14 protein-coding genes, 2 pseudogenes and 1 riboswitch are annotated in these 20,455 nt (G+C 56.7%); of the genes and pseudogenes, 12 read left to right on the top strand and 4 right to left on the bottom strand.

The features are described from left to right. Positions 1 to 42 precede the first annotated feature (42 nt). Complete coding sequence (locus tag NMD14_12795; GenBank protein ID XEI31656.1) at positions 43 to 492, bottom strand: isoprenylcysteine carboxylmethyltransferase family protein; 450 nt, start codon at positions 490 to 492, stop codon at positions 43 to 45. 151 nt (positions 493 to 643) lie between these two features. Between NMD14_12795 and NMD14_12790 the strand changes: the two are divergent. Continuing rightward, positions 644 to 1,090: pseudogene (locus NMD14_12790) on the top strand (alanine racemase). Between the two features lie 260 nt (positions 1,091 to 1,350). Here the strand turns inward: NMD14_12790 and adhE are convergent. After that, complete coding sequence (adhE, locus tag NMD14_12785; protein ID XEI31655.1) at positions 1,351 to 4,020, bottom strand: bifunctional acetaldehyde-CoA/alcohol dehydrogenase; 2,670 nt, start codon at positions 4,018 to 4,020, stop codon at positions 1,351 to 1,353. A 763-nt stretch (positions 4,021 to 4,783) separates the two neighbouring features. Here adhE and NMD14_12780 point away from each other — a divergent pair. The 8 genes from NMD14_12780 to mgtE all read left to right on the top strand — a co-directional run bounded on the left by NMD14_12780 (position 4,784) and on the right by mgtE (position 14,555). Further along, positions 4,784 to 5,419 (top strand): YchE family NAAT transporter, encoded by a 636-nt coding sequence (locus NMD14_12780; protein ID XEI31654.1) that lies wholly within the window; start codon positions 4,784 to 4,786, stop codon positions 5,417 to 5,419. Between the two features lie 279 nt (positions 5,420 to 5,698). After that, entirely contained in the window at positions 5,699 to 7,318 is a 1,620-nt protein-coding gene (locus tag NMD14_12775; protein XEI31653.1) for an ABC transporter substrate-binding protein, read from the top strand. Positions 7,319 to 7,416: 98 nt separating this feature from the next. Then, positions 7,417 to 8,337 carry an oligopeptide ABC transporter permease OppB gene (gene oppB, locus NMD14_12770; protein ID XEI31652.1) on the top strand — a complete coding sequence of 307 codons (921 nt, stop codon included), beginning with the start codon at positions 7,417 to 7,419 and terminating at the stop codon, positions 8,335 to 8,337. Between the two features lie 14 nt (positions 8,338 to 8,351). Continuing rightward, a complete protein-coding gene (gene oppC / locus NMD14_12765; protein XEI31651.1) occupies positions 8,352 to 9,263 on the top strand; it encodes an oligopeptide ABC transporter permease OppC in 912 nt (303 codons plus the stop codon). Positions 9,264 to 9,341: 78 nt separating this feature from the next. Further along, entirely contained in the window at positions 9,342 to 10,322 is a 981-nt protein-coding gene (locus NMD14_12760; protein ID XEI31650.1) for an ABC transporter ATP-binding protein, read from the top strand. After that, positions 10,323 to 11,318: a murein tripeptide/oligopeptide ABC transporter ATP binding protein OppF gene (gene oppF / locus NMD14_12755; GenBank protein ID XEI31649.1), complete on the top strand. Its 996-nt coding sequence runs from the start codon at positions 10,323 to 10,325 to the stop codon at positions 11,316 to 11,318. Positions 11,319 to 11,620: 302 nt separating this feature from the next. Then, positions 11,621 to 12,565, top strand: coding sequence for a TerC family protein (locus NMD14_12750; protein XEI31648.1), 945 nt, complete (start codon positions 11,621 to 11,623; stop codon positions 12,563 to 12,565). Positions 12,566 to 12,919: 354 nt separating this feature from the next. Beyond that, a riboswitch (M-box (ykoK) riboswitch) is annotated at positions 12,920 to 13,089 on the top strand. A gap of 122 nt (positions 13,090 to 13,211) precedes the next feature. Next, entirely contained in the window at positions 13,212 to 14,555 is a 1,344-nt protein-coding gene (gene mgtE / locus NMD14_12745; protein ID XEI31647.1) for a magnesium transporter, read from the top strand. A gap of 114 nt (positions 14,556 to 14,669) precedes the next feature. On the opposite strand, the pseudogene NMD14_12740 reads toward mgtE, so the two are convergent. Beyond that, positions 14,670 to 15,547 (bottom strand): annotated as a pseudogene (locus NMD14_12740) (DUF2726 domain-containing protein). Between the two features lie 197 nt (positions 15,548 to 15,744). Between NMD14_12740 and NMD14_12735 the strand changes: the two are divergent. The 3 genes from NMD14_12735 to ppx all read left to right on the top strand — a co-directional run bounded on the left by NMD14_12735 (position 15,745) and on the right by ppx (position 19,908). Then, entirely contained in the window at positions 15,745 to 16,260 is a 516-nt protein-coding gene (locus tag NMD14_12735; protein ID XEI31646.1) for a glycine cleavage system protein R, read from the top strand. Between the two features lie 74 nt (positions 16,261 to 16,334). Further along, positions 16,335 to 18,404 (top strand): polyphosphate kinase 1, encoded by a 2,070-nt coding sequence (ppk1, locus tag NMD14_12730; protein ID XEI31645.1) that lies wholly within the window; start codon positions 16,335 to 16,337, stop codon positions 18,402 to 18,404. After that, positions 18,394 to 19,908: an exopolyphosphatase gene (ppx, locus tag NMD14_12725; GenBank protein ID XEI31644.1), complete on the top strand. Its 1,515-nt coding sequence runs from the start codon at positions 18,394 to 18,396 to the stop codon at positions 19,906 to 19,908. The genes ppk1 and ppx overlap by 11 nt, the downstream gene beginning before the upstream one ends. Before the next feature lie 138 nt (positions 19,909 to 20,046). Here the strand turns inward: ppx and NMD14_12720 are convergent, their stop codons facing one another. Further along, a complete protein-coding gene (locus tag NMD14_12720) occupies positions 20,047 to 20,388 on the bottom strand; it encodes a hypothetical protein (protein XEI31643.1) in 342 nt (113 codons plus the stop codon). Positions 20,389 to 20,455: the final 67 nt, after the last annotated feature.

Raw genomic sequence — 20,455 nt, 5'->3', positions numbered from 1 at the left:
GGCTGACCGACTTATCCCTCAGCTCACGCAGATCACTGCCAGTCAGCACCAGCGGCGAACACGCTGGCAATACGCCACATACTCGTCGCCGAAGCGGGCGCGCAGCAGCCGCTCCTCCGGCATGATTTGGAAACGGGTCAACCAGACCACCAGCACGATTGGCCCAACCCAGACCCAACTTCCACCGAGATAACAGCCCCAGGCGGCCAGCCAACAGAGTAAGCCCAGATACATGGGATTGCGGCTGACACGATAGACGCCAGAGGTAACCAGTTGGCGAGTTTCATGAGGCCGGGTGGGGCTGACAGTGGTTTGATGGTGGCGAAACCGTTGCAGGGCACCAAAGCCCATGATGGCCCCCGCCACGACCAGCACAGCCATCAGCGCCGTTGCCCAGATGCCGGGCTGACTCTCCCCTCTTAGCCACCACATGGCCCCGGCACAAAGCAGGAAGATCAGCGGTGGTGGCAAACGTAACTCAAGACTGACCATTTTCTCCTCCAAGGGGTATCGTGAGACTCCCTGCTCAGTTTTTTTGCTGTAGACGCCAAACCAGTCGGCGCCTGTTAAGAGTGATAAAAATCATCAAAATAACAAGAAGTTGTGGTTGAACCATCACCAATATGGCCGACCCATACAAGCTATCCACGCGGCCAACTCCTTTGCCACTCTGGAAGTGCCGGAGGCATACTTTGACATAGTACGACCGGGCGGCATCATCTATGGCGACACCATCTCGTCTTACACCGAGTACAAGAAGGTGATGGCATTCAAAACCCAGGTTGCTTCCGTCAACCACTATCCGGCTGGCAATAAGCGCGACTCCCTGCTCGCCAACCTGCCGATGGGTTACTCCGATGGCTACCGCCGCGCCATGAGCAACAAGTCCTATGTGCTGATCCATGGCCAGAAGGCCCCGGTGGTGGGCAAGACCTCCATGAACACCACCATGGTGGACGTCACCGACATCAAGGGGATCAAACCCGGTGATGAGGTGGTGCTGTTTGGACGCCAGGGGGATGCCGAGGTGAAGCAGTCTGACCTGGAGGAGTACAACGGCGCTCTGCTGGTGGACATGTACACCGTCTGAGGCTATACCAACCCTAAGAAGATCAAACGCTGATAACGCGATATCAAAAAGGCGCCCCGTCGCGCTACCTGATGGCCAAATCAAGATCTGCTTTGCAACACGACTGGGGATTGGGGATTATAGCCATGTTTATCCCGGTGGGTTGGTTGGCAAGGGATTATTGCGTAGCCGCAACGTAGGGGGAGGGGAGTTTTGCAACTGTAGGCTGCAAATAAAAAAAGCCCGCGCAATGCGCGGGCTTTTTATCTCAGGACTGGTTATCAGGCCTTGGATTTTTTCTTGCCTTCAGCTTTGGTTTCAACCGGGGCGGCAGCAGGAGCAGCGGCGCCTTCGGTGAACGGACGGCCGTAGTAGGTGTCCATCAGGATGGCTTTCAGCTCGCTGATCAGCGGGTAGCGCGGGTTGGCGCCGGTGCACTGGTCATCGAAGGCTTCGATGGACAGTTGGTCAACCTTGGCCAGGAAGTCAGCTTCAGACACGCCAGCTTCACGGATGGAGGCCGGGATGCCCAGCGTGGCTTTCAGTTCGTCCAGCCATACCAGCAGCTTCTCGATCTTGGCGGCGGTGCGGTCACCGGCAGCAGTCAGACCCAGGTGGTCAGCCACTTCGGCGTAACGACGGCGAGCTTGCGGACGGTCGTACTGGGAGAACGCTGTCTGCTTGGTCGGGTTGTCGTTGGCGTTATAGCGGATCACGTTGCTGATCAGCAGGGCGTTGGCCAGACCGTGCGGAATGTGGAACTCAGCACCCAGTTTGTGGGCCATGGAGTGGCACACACCCAGGAAGGCGTTGGCAAACGCGATACCGGCGATGGTGGCGGCGTTGTGTACTTTTTCACGAGCAACCGGGTCGTTAGCACCGTTCTGGTAGCTGGACGGCAGGTACTCTTTCAGCAGTTTCAGGGCTTGCAGTGCCTGGCCGTCAGAGTACTCGTTGGCCAGTACGGAAACGTAGGCTTCCATGGCGTGAGTCACGGCATCGATACCACCGAAGGCACACAGGGATTTCGGCATGCCCATGACCAGGTTGGCATCGACGATGGCCATGTTCGGGGTCAGCTCGTAGTCAGCCAGCGGGTACTTCATGCCAGTGGCGTCATCGGTCACGACCGCAAACGGAGTCACTTCAGAACCGGTACCGGAAGTGGTGGTGATACAGACCAGTTCGGCCTTCACGCCCATTTTCGGGAACTTGTAGATACGCTTGCGGATGTCCATGAAGCGCATGGCCAGATCTTCGAACGCAGTTTCCGGGTGCTCGTACATCACCCACATGATCTTGGCCGCATCCATCGGTGAACCACCACCCAGCGCAACGATCACGTCAGGCTTGAAGGAGTTCGCCATCTCGGCACCTTTGCGTACCACAGACAGAGTCGGGTCAGCTTCTACTTCGTAGAACACTTCCACTTCCATCTTCAGGCCCTTGAGCAGACGAACCACTTCATCGGCGTAGCCGTTGTTGAACAGGAAGCGGTCAGTCACGACCAGTGCGCGCTTTTTACCTTCCAGGTCGCCCAGAGCGATCGGCAGGGAACCACGACGGAAGTAGATGGATTTCGGAAGTTTGTGCCACAGCATATTTTCTGCCCGTTTTGCGACTGTCTTCTTGTTGATCAGGTGCTTGGGACCCACGTTTTCGGAGATGGAGTTACCACCCCAGGAACCGCAACCCAGCGTCAAGGAAGGTGCAATGGCAAAGTTGTACAGGTCACCGATACCGCCCTGAGTGGTCGGGGTGTTGATCAGGATACGGGCGGTTTTCATCTTGTCGCCGAAGTACTTGATGCGGTCGGCGTTGCGATCCTGGTCGGTGTACAGACCGGAGGTGTGGCCGATACCACCCAGGTTGACCATTTTGCAGGCCATTTCTACGGCTTCTTCGAAGTTCTTGGCGCGGAACATACCCAGAGTCGGGGAGAGCTTCTCGTGAGCGAACTCTTCCTCTTCACACACTTCCAGACCTTCACCGATGAGGATCTTGGTGGTGGCAGGTACGGTCACGCCAGACATTTCGGCGATCTTGGTCGCAGGCTGGCCTACGATGTTGGCGTTCATGGCCCCGTTGATCAGAATGACCTTACGGACCTTGTCAGCTTCTTCTTTGGTCAGTACATAACCGTTGTGAGTCGCGAAACGCTCTTTCACCTGGTCATAGATGGAGTCAACCACGATAACGGCTTGCTCGGAGGCACAGACGACGCCGTTGTCGAAGGTTTTGGACATCAGGATGGAGGCAACAGCACGCTTCACATCGGCAGTTTCGTCGATAACAACAGGGACGTTACCGGCACCGACACCGATAGCGGGCTTACCAGAGGAGTAAGCGGCTTTCACCATGCCCGGGCCACCGGTGGCCAGGATCAGGTTGATGTCATTGTGCTTCATCAGGGCGTTGGAGAGCTCAACAGTCGGTTGATCGATCCAGCCGATGATGTCTTTCGGTGCACCGGCGGCAATGGCTGCATCCAGTACCAACTTGGCAGCGGTATTGGTGGAGTTCTTGGCACGAGGGTGCGGGGAGAAGATGATGGCGTTGCGGGTCTTCAGGGAGATCAGGGATTTGAAGATCGCAGTGGAGGTCGGGTTGGTGGTCGGAACGATACCGCAGATGATACCTACCGGCTCGGCGATGGTGATGGTACCCATCTCGTCATCTTCACTGAGGATGCCGCAGGTCTTCTCTTCTTTGTACTTGTTGTAGATGTATTCGGAGGCGAAGTGGTTCTTGATAACCTTGTCTTCGATGATACCCATACCGGACTCTTCCACGGCCATCTGGGCCAGGGGGATACGGGCATTGCTGGCGGCCAGGGCGGCGGCACGGAAGATCTTGTCTACCTGCTCTTGCGAGAAGCTGGCGAATTCACGCTGTGCTTCTTTAACGCGGGCGACCAGTGCATCCAGTTCAGCCATATTGGTTACTGCCATGTTTATCTCCTGATTATTTGAAAACTGTTTAGTAAGACGTTGGCAATGCCCAGCAATTATAGATGCCCTGTCAAGAACAGAATCACTACAACGGGGTATTTACATGCCTTACTAAATCGCTTTCTGAGTCGATTATAGAGCGGGGCTGACTCAGAAAAACTTGATCTAGATCATGTGTAACAAAAGAACAAAAGAAATTTTGTTTCACGAACCTTGTTTGACTGATGTTATCGGAATGTGTGTAGAAGTGAAAGGCAAGAAACGTGTTAATAGAGGGTAATAAACCACATTTATCAAGTGGTTAATTGCACTTTTGCATCGGTTTGTAGAACCGTTTTGACGGTATTGGTTAGCAAATATGAGTGAATTGGTTTCAAAATCACCGGCAAACGTGGTTAATTCCAGCATTTGTTGCGAAAATGATTGTTGTTTTAATCCATGATTAATCTGCTTTATTCCCCGAGGATGCTATTTCTGCCCGCGTTACCTGTTTTGCGTTGCTGCACTCTTGCCGAGTCAATGTCAGTGGTGCTGGTCATGATATAAGCAGGCTCGCGTTCACGCTTGTGATGCTTGTCTGGCGGTGGCAGATGCTTTTTGCATCATTTTATGCCAGTGAGAGCGGATGCATTAGCTGAACTAACTAAAAACCCCCGGAAATGGTGAGATTATTTGATTGGTGCCCGCTCTGGCTATGATGTAAATTTACACACGAAATTAATGGACTGGCCCAGTGGGCCCGACACTCTATTGGAAGGCGCCTATGGCAGCAATTGACGTCTCGTTGTATCTAAAGTTTTTTGTCGGTCTGTTCGCAATTATCAATCCGCTTGGTTTGTTGCCGGTGTTTGTCAGCCTGACCAGCCACCATACCCAGGCTGAGCGGATGAAAACCAACACCACCGCCAATATCGCGGTGATGGTGATCCTGCTGGTCTCCATGTATATGGGGCAGCTTATCCTCGATGGGTTTGGCATCTCGCTGGCATCGTTTCGGATTGCCGGGGGGTCGCTGATCACCCTGATCGCCTGGTCGATGTTGCAGGGCAAGCTGGGTGAGGTGAAGCATAACAAACAGGAAAAGGGTGAACTGGCGGTGCGTGAATCGATCGCCGTGGTACCGCTGGCGCTGCCGTTGATGGCGGGGCCCGGTGCTATCTCCTCGGTGATTGTCTATGCCAGCCAGAGTCACTGGCAGCAACTGCTCGGCATGTCCGTGGTGGTGGTGGTCTTCTCTTTCTGCTCCTGGCTCATCTTTCGTGCCGCGCCGCTGTTGTTCAAGATCATGGGCAACACCGGCATCAACGTGGTGACCCGTATCATGGGTCTTATCATGATGTCCCTCGGTATCGAGATCATGGTGGCCGGCATCAAGGGGGTTTTCCCCAGTCTGATGTGAGCCAGGTCTGTTTTATGAAAGCCGGTCCTTGTGACCGGCTTTTTATTGGTTGCTTTTTACCTGGTCTTTTCTAAAATCGGTCGTTTGTGTGAAAAATGAGCTAGGCGCTGGTGTTTTAACACTGAAAAAGCGCTCCACATATGATTTTTTGTCCAAAGAATGGCGATTACCCTGACAATATCTGTTGCATTATCGGAATTGGCAGGGAATTATGCTGGGAGCGGGTTTCCATCCCGTCACTTTTAATAACGCATGGAATGTTCTTGTTGGAGTAGGGAAATGACTCATAAAAAAACAATGATTAACACACTGCTGATGGCTGCACTGTTTGGTGGTGTCAATGTGGCTCAGGCTGCCGATATCCCGGCGGGAACCAAGCTGGCTGAAGTTCAGCAACTGGTAAAAGGCAACGGTTCCGAGCCGGCAACGTTGGACCCTCAGAAAGTTGAAGGAACACCTGAGTCCGCCATTTTGCGTGACTTGTTTGAGGGGTTGGTCTCCTCTGGACACAAGGGTGAAGTCGTTCCCGGGGTAGCAGAGTCTTGGGAAACCAAGGATAACAAGCACTATGTCTTCCACCTGCGCAAGGATGCCAAGTGGTCAAACGGTGAGCCAGTCACCGCTCATGACTTTGTCTATGCCTTCCAACGTGCAGTTGACCCCAAGACCGCCTCTCCTTACTCCTGGTATCTGGAGATGCCGACCATCGCCAACGCCACAGAGATCATTGCCGGCAAGAAGCCGTCCGATACGCTGGGTGTGAAGGCGACTGATGATTACACCTTTGAAGTGCAGCTTGAGAAGGCGATCCCTTATTTTGTCACCATGCTCTCTCATACCACTACCTACCCGGTGCCGAAAAAGGTGATCGAGAAGTATGGTGAAAAATGGACCCAGCCGGGCAATATGGTAGGTAACGGTGCCTACGTATTGAAGGAATGGGTTGTTAACGAGCGAATTGGGTTGGAGCGCAACAAAAACTATTGGAATGATGCAAAAACGGCGATCAACAAGGTTACCTATCTTCCGATCCAATCCACCAACGCAGAGCTCAATCGCTTCTTGGCTGGCGAAATCGATATGACATGGAACGTGCCTATCGAACGTTTCAAGCAACTCAAGAAGGATTATCCGGCAGATCTGAAGGTTGAAGGTCTGGTTTCTACTTATTACTACCAGTTCAACATTAAGAAAAAGCCGTTTGATGACGTGCGAGTGCGTACGGCGCTCTCTTATGCGGTCAATCGCGATGTGATTGCAGATAAAGTCATGGGGCAAGGTCAAGAGCCTGCATATGGCTTGACGCCTGACTATGTTGATGGTTTTAAACCGGTTGCCCCTGAGTGGTCAAAAATGACCCAGGCCGAGCGAGATGCCAAGGCCAAGGCGCTGTTGAAAGAGGCCGGTTTCGATGCCAGCAAGCCGCTGAAGTTCGAGCTGCTCTACAACACCGATGACAACCACAAGAAAGTGGCGGTGGCCGTTGCCTCCATGTGGAAAAAACTGGGTGCAGAAGTCAGTTTGGTGAACCAGGAGTGGAAAACTTACCTGGAGACCAAGAAGCAGGGGCAGTTTGATGTGGGCCGTGCCGGCTGGAGCGCCGACTACAACGAAGCCTCTTCCATGCTGGATCTGATGCAGACCACCCACGGCAACAACGATGGCAAATACTCCAATCCGGCGTTTGACAAGTTGATGACCGACTCTCGCGATCAGGTCGATGCGGATGCGCGCAACAAGCTCTACGTCCAGGCGGAAGAGATCTTGGCCAAAGACATGCCGATTATCCCCATCTACCAATATGTGCAACCCCGGATGGTTAAATCTTACGTCGGGGGTTACCCAAGCAACCCGCTGGATAACCTCTACAGCAAAGATATGTACATCATTGCTCACTGATTTAAAGCAACAAGTCGCATAACAAGCAGGGCCCGCCAGACGGCGGGCCTTTATTACAACCGCGACCCTTTGGAAGCAGTTCAGGACAGGTAATGTCTATGTTGAAATTCATTTTTAAACGGCTATTGGAAGCGATCCCGACGCTACTGGTGTTGATCACTGTCTCTTTCTTTATGATGCGTTTCGCCCCGGGTAACCCCTTTACCAGCGAGCGTTCACTGCCCCCCGAAGTCATCGCCAACATCGAGGCCAAATACGGGCTCGACAAACCGATTGGCATGCAATATCTCACCTACCTGGGCAACCTGGTGCAGGGGGATTTGGGGCCCTCTTTCAAATACAAGGATTTCACCGTCAATGATCTGGTGAGTCAGGCGTTGCCTGTTTCCGCCAAGATTGGAACAACGGCCTTCTTCTTCGCCGTGCTGCTGGGGGTTACCTTCGGCACCATAGCGGCACTGAAACAGAACACCATCATCGACTATCTACTGATGTCGTCGGCCATGGCCGGGGTGGTGATCCCGGGCTTCGTGCTGGCGCCCTTGCTGGTGCTGTTTTTCAGTATTCATCTTGGCTGGTTCCCGGCTGGTGGCTGGCAGGGCGGTGGCATCCAGTTTATGGTGCTGCCGGTGTTCGGCATGATGATGTACTACATTTCTGCCATCTCGCGGATCATGCGGGGCAGCATGATCGAGACCATGAACTCCAACTTCATCCGTACCGCCCGTGCCAAGGGCTTACCGCTGCGCCACATCATCCTGAAGCATGCGCTGCGTCCGGCCATGCTGCCGGTGGTCTCCTATCTGGGCCCGGCCTTTGTCGGCATCATCACAGGTTCCGTGGTGATCGAGACCATCTTCGGCCTGCCGGGGATCGGTCAGCTGTTCGTTAACGGTGCCCTTAACCGTGATTACTCCATGGTGCTCGGTCTGACCATTCTGGTCGGCGCCCTCACCATCACCTTTAACGCTGTGGTCGATATTCTCTACGCCTTTATCGATCCCAAGATCCGTTACTAATTCGGGAGTTCATCATGGTTGTTTCAACTGAAAAACGCGATGCCGTCGAGGCGTTCGCGCAAAAAGTGGAAGTGGTGGAGGGGCGCTCCCTGTGGAAGGATGCCCGTCGCCGTTTCCTGCGCAACAAGGCGGCACTGACCAGCCTGATCATTCTGACCATCATCGGTCTGGCGGTCATCGTTGGCCCCCATCTGTCGCAATACACCTTTGACGATCCGGACTGGGGCGCGATGCAGTCGCCGCCGGATATGGAAGCGGGTCACTACTTCGGCACCGACAGCCTGGGTCGAGATCTGTTTGTGCGCACCCTGCTGGGTGGCCGCATCTCCCTGATGGTCGGCATCATGGGCGCCATGGTGGCCGTCGTTATTGGCACCCTTTATGGTGCGGCCTCCGGCTTTATCGGCGGCCGGGTCGACAGCCTGATGATGCGGGTACTGGAGATCCTCAACGCCTTCCCCTTCATGTTCTTCGTTATCATGCTGGTCACCTTCTTCGGCCGCAATCTGGCGCTTATCTTTCTCGCCATCGGGGCGGTGAGCTGGCTCGACATGGCGCGGATCGTGCGCGGTCAGACCCTGAGCCTCAAGAGCAAGGAGTTTATCGAGGCGGCCCACGTCTGTGGTGTCTCCAAGTGGAAGATCATCACTCGTCACATCGTACCGAACGTACTCGGTATCGTGGCCGTCTACGCCACCTTGCTGGTGCCGGGCATGATCATGTTTGAATCCTTCCTGAGTTTCCTGGGCCTTGGCGTTCAGGAACCGATGACCAGCTGGGGTGCCCTGCTGGATGAAGGCTCCAAGTCGATGGAAGTGGCCATCTGGCAACTGCTGTTCCCCGCCGGTTTAATGGTGGTGACCCTGTTTTGCTTCAACTTCCTCGGGGATGGTCTGCGTGACGCCCTCGATCCGAAGGATCGCTAAGAAAGCGGCGAAGGACCGTTAATCGCGTCCAATGGATCGACAGGAAAGCATCACACAAGATCGATAAGGAGTTTTTATATGAAGTTACTGGATGTGAAAGATCTGCGGGTCGAGTTCAAGACCCCGGACGGCAATGTGGTGGCGGTCAACGACCTCAACTTCTCCCTCGCCGCGGGCGAGACCCTGGGGATCGTCGGTGAGTCCGGCTCCGGTAAATCCCAGACTGCCTTTGCCATCATGGGCCTGCTGGCCAAAAACGGCATTATTACCGGCTCCGCCAAATTTCAGGGTGAAGAGATCCTCAACCTGCCAGAGTCCAAGCTCAACAAGATCCGCTCCGAGAAGATCGCCATGATTTTCCAGGACCCCATGACCTCGCTTAACCCCTACATGAAGGTGAAGGATCAGCTGATGGAAGTGCTGATGCTGCACAAAGGGGTGAGCAAGGCGGAAGCGTTCGAAGAGTCGGTGCGGATGCTCGATGCGGTGAAAATTCCTGAAGCACGCAAGCGGATGGGGATGTACCCCCACGAGTTTTCCGGCGGCATGCGTCAGCGGGTGATGATCGCCATGGCGCTGCTGTGCCGGCCGCAACTGCTGATCGCCGATGAGCCGACCACCGCGCTCGACGTGACCGTGCAGGCCCAGATCATGACTCTGATGAACGAGCTCAAGCGCGAGTTCAACACCGCCATCATCATGATCACCCACGACCTTGGCGTGGTCGCCGGTATCTGCAACAAGGTGCTGGTGATGTATGCCGGTCGTACCATGGAGTACGGCAAGGTAGACGATATCTTCTATCGCCCGAGCCACCCCTACACCGAAGGCTTGCTGCGCGCCATTCCCCGTCTCGATACCGAAGGGGAAGTGCTGCCCACCATCCCGGGCAATCCGCCCAACCTGCTGCGTTTGCCCACCGGCTGCCCCTTCCAGGAGCGTTGCCACCGGGTCAGCGAGATTTGTGGCCAGCAGTCACCGATCCTGACGCCGTTCAACGACGGTCGGGAGCGGGCTTGCCACTGGGTATCGGATGCGATCAACAAGGGGGCCAACTAAATGGGTGCCGACAAAAAATTGCTGTTGGAAGTGTCTGACCTCAAGGTCCACTTCAGTATCAAGAGTGGCAAGGCGTGGCCCTGGGCCAAGCCGTCCGACCTCAAAGCGGTCGATGGCGTGACCATGCGTCTCTACGAAGGGGAAACTCTCGGCGTGGTGGGGGAGTCCGGCTGCGGCAAATCGACCTTTGCCCGCGCCATCATCGGTCTGGTGCCGGCCACCGATGGCAAGGTAGTGTGGCTGGGTGACGATCTTACCAAGCTCGATCAAAATGCCCTGCGGGAGAAGCGCAAAGAGATCCAGATGATTTTCCAGGACCCGCTGGCTTCGCTGAACCCGCGCATGACCATCGGCGACATCATTGCCGAGCCGCTCATCACCTTCTACCCCAACCTGCCACGGGAAGAGGTGAAGGAGAAGGTGCGCGCCATGATGAGCAAGGTGGGGCTGTTGCCCAACCTGGTCAACCGCTACCCGCACGAGTTCTCCGGCGGCCAGTGCCAGCGGATCGGGATTGCCCGGGCGCTGATCCTCGAGCCCAAGATGATCATCTGCGACGAGCCGGTCTCGGCGCTGGATGTTTCCATTCAGGCGCAAGTGGTCAACCTGCTCAAATCCCTGCAAAAGGAGATGGGGCTGTCGCTCATCTTCATCGCCCACGATCTGTCGGTGGTCAAACACATCTCCGATCGGGTGCTGGTGATGTATCTGGGCAACGCCGTCGAGCTGGGGACCCGCAAGGAGATCTTCGCCAATCCGTTGCACCCTTACACCAAGGCGCTGATGTCAGCGGTGCCGATCCCGGACCCGGAGCTGGAGCGCAACAAGGTGATCCAGATCCTGGAGGGGGACTTGCCCTCACCGATGAACCCGCCGTCCGGTTGCGTGTTCCGCACCCGCTGCCCGGTGGCTGGGCCCGAGTGCGCCAAGACCCGCCCCGTTCTGGAGGGGAATTTCGATCACGCGGTCTCCTGCCTCAAGGTGGATCCGCTCTGATGGGGATGTGCTGAACCTGTTTGCGGGGCTCCTTGATGGGGCCCCGATTTATTTTTGACGGCAGTGAAGATGCCTCTTGGCGTTATCTTTTACCACTGCTACTATCCGCGCAACAAGGGGAGTAACTTCTCGCCGGTTTGTCGTCAATACGGTGCACCCATATCCTGCAGTGCACCCGGCAGCCGGGCAGTCGATGCAAATCAGCTGTAAGTGAGACCTTGCCGAGAGGCAAGGTGTATCTGCTCCAAACGCAAACCCACGCCTCTCGGTCGTGGGTTTTGTCGTTTTTGGGAGAAGTGAACATGGGTGAATGGTGGATGTGGACCGGTTTCTTCAGCATAGTGCTGGTCCTGTTATGGATAGACATACGCTTTGTCGGTGGCGGCAAATCCCACAAGGTGTCGCTCAAAGAGGCCGGTATCTGGTCCCTCATCTGGATCAGTGTGGCGCTGCTCTTCAACCTGGCTATCTGGTTTTGGCTCGATCACAGCGCGGGCCGTGAGATTGCCAACCAGAAAGGGCTGGAGTTCCTCACCGGCTACCTCATCGAGAAAGCGCTGGCAGTGGACAACGTCTTCGTCTGGCTGATGCTGTTCGGTTACTTTGCCATTCCGGCCGAGCTGCAGCGTCGCGTGCTGCTCTACGGAGTACTGGGTGCCATCGTGATGCGTGCCGGTATGGTGTTCGCGGGTAGCTGGCTCATCGAGCAGTTCCACTGGATCCTCTATCTGTTCGGCGCTTTCTTGCTGCTGACCGGTGTCAAGATGTTGTGGGCGGCCGACAAAGAGCCAGATCTCGCCAACAACCCGCTGCTGGGCTGGATGCGCCGTCGTTTTAAGGTGACCGAAACTCTGGAAGGGGAGAAATTCTTCGTCTGGCGTGATGGTGTGCGCTATGCCACCCCGCTGCTGCTCATTCTGGTGCTGGTGGAGGTGAGCGATCTCATCTTCGCGGTGGACAGTATCCCGGCCATCTTTGCGGTGACCACGGATCCCTTCATCGTGCTGACCTCCAACATTTTCGCCATCATGGGTCTGCGTGCCATGTACTTCCTGCTGGCGGGGGTGGCTGATCGCTTCGCCCTGCTCAAATACGGTCTGGCGCTGATCCTGATGTTTATCGGGGTCAAGATGCTGCTGCTGGATATCTTCAAGATCCCGACCGGCATTGCATTGGGCGTCGTTGCGCTGATCCTGCTGACGTCCATGGGTCTGAGCCTCTTTGTGACTCGCAAAAAAGCGGCGTGAACGGGGATAGTGATCAGCCAAGGATCCATTGAGCGATCCTGCTGAGAGTGTCAAATCCGAAACCTGTTGATTGGGTTTCGGATTTTTTTTTATCTGGATCGGTAATCCCTCCGTGCGGTGATGGCGGGATCACCGCAATACAGGGTGAGAAGCAATAAACATAATGGCTTCAGGCTTGATGGCCAGTCATGTCGGTGTGAGTGCAAGCCAATGAATGCATGGCCCGTGCCGCTTGCTGGCAGCCAATTGTAACAAGCGGTTGCCGTTGCCCATTAATGGTTGCTGCGGGGTTGACCTCCCTGCAGGTTTGGATAATCATGCCGCCCGCACAATAGAGGGTTGTGCGCATTATTTGCAGCATCTCGTTAGGCGAGGCTCCTGTATAAACACAGGCCACTGATCTCACGACGTCCAGAGACGCCCAAGATCAGGACAGTTTTCATCGGATTAAGGTGTAAACCCAAGTGGCTTCCGGCATGCCGGATACGTTATACAGTGCTAAAGCTGGTACGTGGGGATGGTGACACGCCGAACGGCGTCATTTCCTGCCTATTACTCGTCAATCAAATTGCTGTTTTCTTGTCGTTGCATCCGGCTATTTCCGGAGGCATTCAGGCTCGCCTGAAATCACATGAGGATATCTGTGATGAAGAAAACACATACCATTCTGAACCGTCACCAACTGCTCGATCTGGCCGCCCTGCAGGGCTGGCTGGAACATAATCTGGATCCGGTTCAGCGCGCCGATCAACTGCTGACCCTGCGTCCGGAAGAGCTCAACTGTATCTTTGATACTCTGCCAATACCACAAGGTGCCGAACTGCTCGGCTCACTCTCTGCCGAGAGTGCCGGGCGCCTGTTGCAGCGGCTGCATGGCAGCATCGTCAGCGTGTTGCAGGAGGCCATCCCCCGTCGCGAGATGGTCGCCATCCTGCGCAAACTGAGTCGGCAGGATCGCACCATGTTGCTGGCCCGTTTCCCGACCCAGGTTCAGGCCATGTATTACTCCCTGCTGGATTGGCCCACCGAGTCGGTGGGGGCCAACATGCGCCACGAGTATCTGGCGGTGCGGGAGGAAGACACGGTCGGTCACGCCAAACAGCTGATCCACGATGCCTGGGACAATGCCCAGCTGTTTCGCCACATCTATGTGGTCAACGGGGATGGCCGTCTGCAAGGGAGCCTCTCTCTCAAGACCTTGCTGATCGCCGACCCGCTGGCCCGTGTCGCAAGCCTGATGGATCGGGAGACGGTGTGGATTAACGCCCGGGCGGATCAGGAGCTGGCAGCACGCCAGCTGATCGACCGCGATCTCTCGGTCCTGCCGGTCGAGGATCAGGGGCGACTGGTCGGTATTTTCCACGTCGATGATGCGGCGGATATTCTGGAGCTCGAATCCACCGAGGATGCCGAGATGCAGGGGGGGGCATCGCCGCTCGATACCCCCTACCTGCAGGCGACCCCCTGGCAGCTGTGGCGCAAGCGGGTGGGCTGGCTGCTTATCCTGTTTGTGGCGGAAGCTTACACCGGCACGGTGCTGCGGGCCTTTGAGGAGCAGCTGGAAGCGGCTATCGCGCTGGCGTTCTTTATCCCTCTGCTAATCGGCACTGGGGGTAACAGCGGCACCCAGATCACCACCACCATAGTACGTGCCATGGCGGTCGGGGAGGTGAGTCTGCACAACCTCGGTACCGTGCTGAAAAAGGAGCTCTCCACCGGTTTGCTCATTTCGGGGGCCATTGCCATGGCGGCCTGGGTACGGGCATGGAGTCTCGGCGTCGGTCCCCAGATTGGCATGGTAGTGACCTTTACCATCATCGCCATCGTGCTCTGGAGTGCCACGGTCGCGTCCATTACTCCCATGGTGCTGCGTCGTTTGCGCATCGACCCGGCGGTGGTATCCGCGCCGTTCATCGCAACGCTGGTGGATGGCACTGGCCTTATCATCTACTTCGAGATGGCCAAGTGGTTGCTGCCTGAGTTGCAGTAACCGGGAGATTGAGATGCAAAAGGCAGTCATCGACTGTCTCAGATTGCTAAAGAACCCCTCTTTTTCAAAGAGGGGTTCTTTATTTGGCCCTGTGCCATGGAGCCGATCACTCGCTCAGTGGCGGTTATGGTGGTGCGGCGCTGCGTAACGACACTTGGGAAAACGGCTGCAGGCCAGGAAGAGTCGACCGGCGTGGGAGCCTTTTTCGCCTCCCGCTCCACCAGCGGCGCATCGCAGCGGGGGCAGTGGTGCACCTCGTGCTCCTCATCATCCTCCACATCGGCGAACAGCCCATCGACCAGCTCCCCCTCACTCTGCGGCGTCTCCACCATCCCTTTGGCCTGGATGGCGGGCTCGTGGTATGGCACAGGCGAGATGGCTTCGGCATGGGCATTGCGGCCACGCATCCCGGCACCGACATCCACGCCATCCAGCAGCAGGGGATTGAAGGTGGGTTCGCGGCGCGCCCCGTGCGGCAGATCGTCAGCCAGCGGTTCACTGGTTTTGACCAGCAATGGCAGGATCTGTTCGCGCAGCTCTTCCACCAGATAACTGGCGCTGGCCGGGATCTGCAGCAACGGCAGACCGGCGCTGTCGCAGGCGGTTTTCAGAAAGAGATCCCGCGCCTTGCGCTTCTGGTGACGGTGGGAGCTATCATCGAGTTCGATGGCACAGATAAAGGAGAGATCGGCAGGGTGGCAAAGCAGATAGTCGAAATGCTTGGCGCTGATCTTGTTGAAGTGCTGCTGCCATCTGCTTTTGCCCATACCCGATTGCGGGGTCAGCACATCGGCCACCCGTACCTTGGCAAAGACCCTGGCCTTGTCACCCACTGCCAGATCCAGCACCCCGAGGAAGGAGCGCTCGGCGGGAGTGAACAGGGTCTCCTGCAGATCATAGGGCAGGTGCTTTTGCTGTCTGCCCCTGCTCCAGAACATCGCCAGCACAAGCAGCGCCAGCAACAGCAATCCCGATACGACAAGGGTATTCATGAGAGCACGATCCAGTTCACAACACGAAAGGGGAATCACTTTACCACAGCCGCCAGGGAGCAAGGCAGCGGGCAAGCGTATGGAAAGTGTAAAAGTCCCGTCTTTTTATCTATTTGCCGACAAGCGGGGGTTCATATGACCAGCTACAGCAGGCACAATGAGGATTGAGTCAGAGTTCCAATTTCAAGGAGAGCAGGATGCAAAAGCAATTGGTGGTCACCGTGATCGGTGCAGACAAACCCGGGATCGTCGAAAGCCTGGCGGCCGTCATCAGCCGCGAGCAGGGCAACTGGCTAGGCAGTGCCATGAGCGAACTGGCGGGCCAGTTTGCCGGTATCCTCCATGTCTCCGTGCCCGATGAGCACTATCGCAGCCTGTGCGAAGCGCTGGCCCTGCTGCCGGGTCTGAGCATCAGCTTTGCCGAAGGCACACCCACTGCCGAACCGGCCCATCAAGTGATGATGACGGTGACCGGCAACGACCGCCCTGGCATCGTCCACGAAGTGGCCAGCATCCTGCGTCAGCTCGAGATCAATGTGGCCGATCTCACCACCGGCTGTGAACCGGCCCCCCACTCCGGCGCTCCGCTCTTCTATGCCCATGCGCTGGTTGCCCTGCCTGACGGGCTGGAGATGGGCGCACTGATCACCGCCTTGGAATCCCTCTCCGACGATCTGGTGGTCGACATCGACGAGGCGTTCAGCGAGCAGTAACAATCTTGTCATTTATTTGTCATATATTAACGCCATAACTGCCGCGCAGACGCGACCAGAAACAGAGGCACAACATGAGCACCGACAAGCTGTATGAAGAGAAAGAGCTGAGCTGGCTCTCATTCAATGAACGGGTGTTGCAAGAGGCAATGGACAAGACGGTGCCCCTCATCGAGCGGGTCCGTTTTCTGGGGATCTTCTCCTCCAACCAGGATGAGTTTTTCAAGGTGCGAGTGTCGGACGTCAAGCGCCGCATTCTGATCAACGAAGTACATGGCGGCGACGATGAAGCCAAGGTGCTGCTGCGCGCCATCCAGCAGAAGGTGATGGCGCTCGGTGAGGCGTTCGACAACACCTACAAGGAGTTGTTGATTGCGCTGGCCCGCCACAACATCTTCCTGGTCAACGAGAACCAGCTCTCCGATGCCATTCAGAAGTGGTTGCGGGTCTTCTTCAAGGAGAAGGTGCTGCGCCACATCATCCCGATCCTGCTCAACAAGGAGGTCAATCCGGTCAAGTTCCTCAAGGATGAGTACACCTACCTGGCCGTCGAGATGAAGAAGAACGGTCAGGTGATCCAGTACGCCCTGGTGGAAGTGCCGACCGATGACCTGCCCCGCTTCTTCCAACTGCCACCGGAGGGAACCCGCCGCAAGAAGCAGATCATCATTCTGGATAACGTTATCCGCTTCTGTCTCGACGAGATCTTCAAGGGCTTCTTCGACTACGACGAGATTGCCGCCTACGCGGTGAAGCTGACCCGGGATGCTGAATACGGGCTCTCCGACCAGCTGGATCTCAGTCTGCTGGACAAGATGAGTGACGGCTTGAAACAGCGCCTTACCGCCATGCCGGTGCGCTTCGTCTACGAGCGGGAGATGCCGGCGGCCATGATAAGCTTCCTCAAGCTCAAGCTGCAGATCAGCTCCTACGACGCCATCATGCCGGGTGGTCGCTACCACAACTTCAAGGATTTCATTGGCTTCCCCAACGTAGGCCGCGACTATCTGGAAAACCCCAAGCTGCCGGCACTCGATTGCCATGATTTTGACGGCTTCGTCAATGCCTTCGATGCGATCAGCAAACAGGATATCCTGCTTTACTACCCGTACCACAAGTTCCACCACTTCACCGAGCTGGTGCGCCAGGCGGCGTTCGATCCGGCGGTCAGCGCCATTCGCATCAACATCTACCGGGTCGCCAAGAAGTCGCGGATCATCCACTCCCTGATCGATGCCGCCAACAACGGCAAGAAGGTGACCGTGGTGGTCGAGCTGCGCGCCCGTTTCGACGAGGCGGCCAACATCGACTGGGCCAATATTCTGACCGATGCCGGGGTCAAGGTGGTGTTCGGGGTGCCAAGCCTCAAGATCCACTCCAAGCTCTGCCTCATCACCCGCCACGAAAATGGCGAGGCGGTGCGCTATGCCCATATCGGCACCGGCAACTTCAACGAAAAGACCGCCAAGATCTACACCGACTTCTCGCTGTTGACCCGCAATCCGGATATCACCGCCGAAGTGGAGGGGGTGTTCGAATATATCGAATATCCGTATCGGCGCTACAAGTTCAACCACCTGCTGGTCTCCCCCATCAACAGCCGCCGTCAGCTCTATCGTCTCATCGACAACGAGCTCGCCAACGCCAAGGCGGGCCAGCCGAGCGGCATCATCCTCAAGATCAACAATCTGGTGGACAAGGATCTCATCAACCGGCTCTATGCCGCCGGGCAGGCGGGGGTACCAGTCCAGATGATCATCCGTGGCATGTGCGCTCTGCGCCCGGGCGTGCCGGGCCTCAGTGACAACATCAAGGTGATCAGCATCATCGACCGCTTCCTCGAGCACCCGCGGGTGATGGTGTTCCACAACAAGGGCAACCCCCAGCTCTATATCTCCAGCGCCGACTGGATGAGCCGCAATATCGACGGCCGGATCGAAGTGGGCACGCCCATTTATGATGAGCGCCTCAAGCAGCGCATCATGGACATTCTCGAGCTACAACTGAGTGATACCTGCAAGGCGCGGGTGATCGATGCCGACCAGCAGAACGCGTATGTGAAGCGGGGCAACCGCCGCAAAATTCGCTCTCAGGTGGCAATTTACGACTATCTCAAACGTATCGAGTCAAACAATGGACAATAGTCTCTATGCCGCCGTGGATCTCGGCTCCAACAGTTTTCACATGGTTATCGCTCATCTGAGCGAAGGGCGTTTTCGCATCATCGATCGCATCAAGGAGCGCGTGCGTCTGGCGGAGGGGATGGATGAGCAGAAGCGGATGAGCCCGGAGGCGATGGCACGCGGCCTCGCCTGCCTGTCGCTGTTTGCCGAACGCCTCACCAATATCAAGCCGGATCAAATCCGCATTGCCGGTACCTATACCCTGCGCCGCGCCAGCAACGCCCGCGAGTTCGTGAGCGAAGCGGCCAAGGTGCTCAACCACCCCATCGAGATCATCAGCGGGCAGGAAGAAGCACGCCTCATCTATCAGGGCGTTGCCCATACCCAGCATATCGAAGGTCAGGTACTGGTGATCGACATCGGTGGCGGCAGCACCGAGCTCATTATCGGCGAGGGGTTTGAACACAAGGCCCTCACCAGCCGCAAGATGGGCTGCGTCAGCTTCACCCAGAGCTTCTTTGCCAGCGGCAAGCTGAGCGAGAAAAACTTCAGTAATGCGGTGCTGGAGGCGCAGCACCAGCTCGCCCCCATTATCAACCAGTACCGCAAACTGGGCTGGCAGAGCTGCCTTGGCAGCTCAGGCTCCATTCGTACCGTGCGTGATGTATTGCAGGGCGAGGGCTGGACCGATGGCAGCATTACGCTGGAGGGGCTGGAGCGGCTCAAGGCTGTGATGATCGAGCGCAAGCGAGTCGACAACCTCAAGCTGGCCGGGCTCACCGAGGAGCGTCAGGAGGTGTTTGCCGCTGCGGTCGCCATCCTGCTCGGGCTGTTTACCTCGCTGCCCATCGAGCGGCTCGACTACTCCGATGGCGCGCTGCGCGAAGGGCTGCTCTACGAGTTCGAGGAGCGCTTGCAGCACCATGATATTCGCGAGCGTACCGCGCAGGCCTTGGGTACCCACTACCGGATGGACCGCAAACAAGCCGCCCGGGTGGAGCAGAGCGTGCTGACGCTGTTTGATGCCTTGCAAGAGCCCTGGCAGATGGAGATAGAGCCCTATCGCGCCATCCTTGGTTGGGCGGCGCGGCTGCACGAAATTGGCCTTGCCATCAACTACAGCGGCATTCACCGTCACTCCGCCTATATTCTGCAACACACCGACTTGCCCGGCTTTAACCAGGACGATCAGGCGCTGCTGGCGGCGCTGGTGCGCTTTCAGCGCAAGGGGCTCAAGCTCTCAGAGCTGCCGCCCCTGCCCAACCACGACGAACAGACGGTGCTGCGCTGCATCCGCATTCTGCGCCTCGCGGTCGCCGCCCACCACAAGCGGCAGGATAACTTGCTGCCGGAGTGGAACGTGCAGGCCGCCGGCGATCAACTGGTGGTCAACCTGCCCGCCAGTTGGTGTGAGGAGAACCGACTGCTGCTGCAAAACCTCGAAAAAGAGCAGCGTTACTGCAACGAGCAGGGCTGGCCTCTGCTGTTCCAGCTCAGGGCCGTGGGTCTGATCCGCGAAGCGTAATCAGACGCTGGCGAAAACCGGTTGCCGCCATTGTGCTGGTCATCCCTCTGCGCGTTATATCCATCGTCACTGTGCTTGCGGTGCGGCCGATGACGCTCCTGCCGCTGACCTTGGTGGCCGGGCGGGTAACCGCTATTCCTACCGTGACCTTGTGTAGGGGTTTTGCGCCGCGAGTAGCCGCACATCTTTTCGCAAGATCTGCACCGAGATCAGGGCATCCGGCTCGAGCTCGGTACCGCCATCGTGATGCTGCACGTGTTCGAACAGACGATGGTAGCCTGGGTGCCAGCCAAATAATTCTCCGTAATTCATCTTGTAGCTGAAGAGATTGGCGTGATGCTGATAATCGTTGCGATAGTGGCCTGCCGGAGGATTAAAATCCAGTATGGTCATGAGTCCCCGGTCTGCCAGCAGGGCATCACTGCCAGCGGCAATCTTGAACAGCTCCTGTGGGTCGCACAAATAGAGGCAAAAGATCATTGGTTTGCCCTTGCTGGCCGTGTATTCGATTAGCAGATGCCCCGTAAACCCTAGCCCAATCGGGCGG

It is taken from the genome of Aeromonas veronii (genome assembly GCA_041319085.1).
GTDB classification, from domain to species: Bacteria; Pseudomonadota; Gammaproteobacteria; order Enterobacterales; family Aeromonadaceae; genus Aeromonas; species Aeromonas veronii_F.
This window is presented reverse-complemented; position numbering and strand designations above follow the sequence as displayed.